Annotated in this window: 7 protein-coding genes; 2 read left to right on the top strand and 5 right to left on the bottom strand. The window is 42.5% G+C overall.

The features are described from left to right. From VF500_RS18475 to VF500_RS18455, 5 genes are all read right to left on the bottom strand, one after another. Nucleotides 1-261, bottom strand: a 261-nt coding sequence (locus VF500_RS18475; protein ID WP_330861090.1) for an HIT family protein, incomplete at its 3' end; no start/stop codon positions are given. Between the two features lie 119 nt (nucleotides 262-380). Continuing rightward, on the bottom strand, nucleotides 381-854 hold the full coding sequence (gene greA, locus VF500_RS18470; RefSeq protein WP_110586106.1) for a transcription elongation factor GreA: 474 nt from the start codon (nucleotides 852-854) through the stop codon (nucleotides 381-383). Between the two features lie 277 nt (nucleotides 855-1131). Then, nucleotides 1132-2376, bottom strand: coding sequence for an RNA polymerase sigma factor (locus VF500_RS18465; protein ID WP_330861089.1), 1245 nt, complete (start codon nucleotides 2374-2376; stop codon nucleotides 1132-1134). 45 nt (nucleotides 2377-2421) lie between these two features. Then, nucleotides 2422-2766: a YciI family protein gene (locus VF500_RS18460; RefSeq protein WP_330861088.1), complete on the bottom strand. Its 345-nt coding sequence runs from the start codon at nucleotides 2764-2766 to the stop codon at nucleotides 2422-2424. Between the two features lie 33 nt (nucleotides 2767-2799). Continuing rightward, a complete protein-coding gene (locus VF500_RS18455) occupies nucleotides 2800-3252 on the bottom strand; it encodes a carboxymuconolactone decarboxylase family protein (protein ID WP_330861087.1) in 453 nt (150 codons plus the stop codon). A gap of 148 nt (nucleotides 3253-3400) precedes the next feature. On the opposite strand from VF500_RS18455, the gene VF500_RS18450 reads away from it, so the two are divergent. Both VF500_RS18450 and VF500_RS18445 read left to right on the top strand, forming a co-directional pair. Continuing rightward, nucleotides 3401-3928 carry a DUF1569 domain-containing protein gene (locus VF500_RS18450; RefSeq protein WP_330861086.1) on the top strand — a complete coding sequence of 176 codons (528 nt, stop codon included), beginning with the start codon at nucleotides 3401-3403 and terminating at the stop codon, nucleotides 3926-3928. Nucleotides 3929-4181: 253 nt separating this feature from the next. After that, nucleotides 4182-4756: acyltransferase (locus VF500_RS18445; protein ID WP_330861085.1), on the top strand; the 575-nt coding region annotated here is incomplete at its 3' end.

Raw genomic sequence — 4756 nt, 5'->3', positions numbered from 1 at the left:
ATCGAGCCCCATAACGGCCACGCCAACCCGGGGGCAGGGAACAGCTTCTTTTAAGGCGATGGCTACCTTTTTGGCAAATAACTGCAAGCCGGTATAGGTGTCGTCATCCAGATCAAAAAGATAATCAACCTCCTTTTTAGGAATCACCAGCAGATGTCCTTCTGTAAGCGGAAAAATATCTAAAAAAGCCAGAAAATCATCGTTCTCGGCAACTTTATAAGCGGGGATCTCGCCTGCAACTATTTTTGAAAAGATGGTCATGGTGGGTGAGTGGTTGATTGTGTTGATTGGGTGAGTGGTTGGATTTTGTATAGTCAGGTGAGTAGTTAATTGGAAATCCGGATAAAACCATTCTCCTAATCAACTACTCACCTAATCAACTATCTACTTATTTCCAGGATCTCAAATTCAATTTTACCTGCAGGTACGGTGATCTCAGTTTTTTCGCCAACCTTTTTACCAAGTAGGCCTTTAGCTATTGGCGATGCTACTGATATTTTACCGGTTTTTAAGTCGGCTTCGCTTTCTGATACCAGTTGGTAGCTCATGGTAGCACCATTTTTCAGGTTCTTGATCTTAACAACAGATAAAGCCAGTACTTTTGAAGTATCTATCTTTGATTCATCAAGCAGGCGGGCGTTTGCCAAAGTTTCCTGCATCTGTGCAATTTTAGCCTCATGTAAACCCTGTGCTTCCTTTGCTGCATCGTACTCAGCGTTTTCCGAAAGGTCGCCTTTATCACGTGCCTCAGCAATAGCTTTTGATATATCGGAACGGCCGGTTGTTTTTAATCTTTGTAGTTCCTCTTTTAATTTTTCTAAACCTTCCTTGGTATAGTATGATACCTCTGCCATAACGCAAAAATTAATTAATATTTATTACTGTTGGTTATCCAAAAAAAACCGCCCTTCCCCATTTATAAGAAAGGACGCAACGCTTATAAAAGCAAACAAGACTATGTAAGCCTGCTGCCTGCATAGTCTTGCCTTTTTGGTATTTAACGAAGATAAGTGATTTAAGTTTTATAATCCAAATTTTTGAGGTGGGAATTTTATTGTGCTTATGATATTTTATTTTTATCAAACATTAACATTGCCGTAACTCAAAGTTCTTATTGCCACCTGTTTATGTTTAAGTATCCAGACTTTTTTCAAGCCGCTCTATATTAATGGCTATAGTCGCCTTATCATTTGCAGATGTAGCCAGTTTCATAGCTGTTTCGTAATGTTGCAATGCTTTTTGGTTATCTATGCCGGTATACAGGTTTCCCAATAGCGAATAATAAAAATGGTTATTGCTCAGGTTCAGTTTTTCGGCTTCGGCTATTGCAACTGGTTTGCCGTTTGTTTTGGCAAGGGCGAAGGTGCGGTTAAGCGCGGCTATAGGCGAATATTCCATAATAAGGAGGTTATTGTATAGCTGCAATATATTCTCCCATTTTTCGGCAGTATCTTCTTTAATGGTATGCCAGTAGGCGATGCCGGCTTCCAGGTGATATTTAGTTAAAGTTGTTCCGGTTGAGGCCTGGTTTAGGTAATAGATGCCTTTATTAATTAGATCCCTGTCCCAAAGTGATTCATCCTGGTCTTCATAAAGGATCACGGCACCATTATCATTGGTGCGGGCTTCAAACCGTGATGCATGGAAACACATCAGCGCAAACAAAGCGTTCGCTGCCGGGGTATTGGTGGCAGGGTTTTCTATAAGCAGGTAATTAAGCCGCATGGCCTCGGCGCAAAGGTCCTGGCGCAGCGTGATGTTTTGAGAGATGGAGTAATACCCCTCAGAAAACAGCAGGTAAATAGTTGTTAAAACAGTTTCCAGTCTGTTGCCGATCTCATTCAGCGTTGGCTGTTTGATCTGGATGCCATCTTCCTTCAGTTTTTCTTTTGCGCGGTTTATCCGTTTGTATATAACTTCTTTGTTTGCTAAAAAGGCATCGGTAATTTCCTGTATGCCGAAACCGCAAAGCAGGTTTAGGGCAAGCGCCACCTGCGATTCGGCCGAGATAACCGGGTTACAAACTGTAAAGATCATGGCCAGTTGGCTATCTGCAATGTTTTTGGTGGAAAGGTCGATCTCTATTTCTCCGGTGCTATCGGTGGTATATATTATTTCGGGCGAAAGTTTTTGCTTAAAAATGGTATCCCGTTTCAGGTAGTTTTTGGTTTTATTTTTAGCCACGGTATAAAGCCAGGCTGTCGGATTATCCGGCAATCCTTTCAGGCTCCAGTTTTCGGTAGCCGACAGGAAAGTATCGCTCACAATATCTTCGGCAATTTCAATATGTTCGATACCGAAAAGACGGCAAAGTACAGCTGCAATTTTGCGGTATTCGGTACGAAACAGGTGAGGTAGAAGCTCTTTAGGTTGCATAGGTAAATAAAAATGCCTTTGTAAAAGTACAAAGGCATTTTTGTTTTATACAGAAGGAATGGCCATTCGCACTTCAACCGTGGCGCCCCATTGCAATGCAGGGCAACCTTTGGCAATTTCAACGGCATCTTCATAATCTTCGGCCCTGATCATGAACAGGCCGCCAATTGATTCTTTAATTTCGGCATAAGGGCCATTGATCACCGTGTTTTGTTTGATCACCCGGCCATCGCCATCCCAGCGTTTTGGTTGGCCAACCAGTTTGTTTTGGGCCGCGATACCGCCTATCCAATCCTGGAAAGGTTTGATAGCCGCCTGCATTTGCTCGGGCGAAGGGCTGGCATCCTTACTTTTCAGATCCCTGTGGATCACTAACAAAAACTCATTCATAAGGTTATGTTTTAATGTTGTAATATAAGCTGTTTATGCAAACTGACCAACCTGGTAAGTACCCGGTGTGTTAGGGAACGACAGGTTAATGCGGTTCCAGGTGTTAATAGTAGTAACGGAGAGGGTAAGATCGATCAGTTCTTCATCGCTGAACTGAGCCTTGGCTGTAGCATATACTTCATCGGTTACATGGTAGGCGGTAACGGCTTCTGCCCAGGCAAAGGCAGCCCGTTCGCGGTCGGTATAATAAGGAGATTCTTCCCAGGCGCTTAGTCCATATAAACGTTGTTCGGTCTCGCCTTTAGCACGGGCATCCTTATAATGCATATCAAGGCAATAAGCACATTTATTGATCTGGGATACCCTGAAATTTACCAGCTCAAGAAGTGATGACTCAAGTGGCGATTTTTTAAGATATGCGCTGATGCCGAATAATGGTTTTAAAGCGTTTTGGCCTTTCTCCCACATGTTGATTCTCTGTTCCATTTTGTTTTAAATTTTTGTTGTTAAAACCTAATGACAACCATGCTCTGTGGATTGGACAAAATGGAAAAAAAAAAATTTTTATTTTTTTGGATGAGGGTTAAACGCAGATGAAATTCATTGTAGAGACGCATTTTATAAATCTTTTGTTTTGCAAGTTGAAGATGTAATTATGCACCTTTACATTATTGTTTGTATTATAAATACCTATCTTTCCTTCATGGCCTTACCCAATATTTTCACTGTACAGGTAGCTGATGATGTGATCAGCCGCATTAACAAGCTTACTCCGCAAACCTCGCCCGGATGGGGGGAAATGAATGCTGCACAAATGCTGGCTCATTGCTGTGTATCATATGAACTGGTGTATGAAGATAAGCATCCTAAGCCCGGGGCCTTTATGAAGCTGATCCTGAAAATGCTGGTTAAAAATAAAGTAGTGAGCGAAGTACCTTATAAACGCAGCAGTCCCACTGCACCTGCTTTCATTATAACAGGCGAGCGGGATTTCGCAACCGAAAAAGAACGGTTGATCGGTTATATTCGCAAAACGCAGCAATTGGGCGAAAGCGCTTTCGATGGCCGTGAGTCGCATTCATTTGGTACGTTAACGCTTACCGAGTGGAATAATATGTTTTACAAACATGTTGATCATCACCTTACCCAGTTTGGTTGCTAATAAGCTGTTTAAATTTTGTTTGAGAAGTTTTTATGTAGAGACGCATCACATGCGTCTCCCATAGGACAAGCCGCTTCGTAATTATTAGCTCCAGGAATTTGCCTGCGGGAGACGCATGTGATCGGTCTTTACATTTTAACACAATTAAATTTAAACAACGTCTAATAACCTATTTGAAAATGCAGGTTCTTCATCCGGCAGATTTTTGTTTACTTAGCAAATCAGGTTCCTGCACTCAACCTGGTTTACTACTATGGAAAAACTAAATCCCGGAATCCTTAAAACCAAACAACATTTTGAAATTCTTGACGGCCTGCGGGGAGTAGCGGCTATAGCTGTTGTTACCTTCCATTTTATGGAGATCGTTTACTCCGATTACAGCAAGGATTTTATAGGCCACGGTTTCCTGGCGGTTGATTTTTTCTTTTGCCTGTCGGGCTTTGTAATTGGCTATGCCTATGACGACAGAATAGGCAAAATGGGCATTAAGGAATTTTTTAAGTCGAGGTTCATCAGGCTGCACCCGCTTGTTATCATAGGCTCGGTATTGGGCTTGTTAGGTTTTTTATTTGATCCCCTCGCTACTCAGCCTATAGCCCGCAGCGCGGGCAGCATATTGCTGTTATTTCTTAGTTCGATATTCATGATCCCGAACCCGGGGATGACCGAGCGGTATTTTAACCTGTTTGGTTTCAATGCGCCCGCATGGTCGTTATTTTGGGAGTATGTAGCCAATATTGTGTATGCGCTTGTGCTTTACCGCCTTGCCCGGCGCTATTTGATAATGCTTGTCGTGATCTCGGCGGTGGGTATCTGCTATGTGGCCGG

Origin of the sequence: Mucilaginibacter sp., from assembly GCF_036383575.1 — a bacterium.
Taxonomy (GTDB): Bacteria; Bacteroidota; Bacteroidia; order Sphingobacteriales; family Sphingobacteriaceae; genus Mucilaginibacter.
This window is presented reverse-complemented; position numbering and strand designations above follow the sequence as displayed.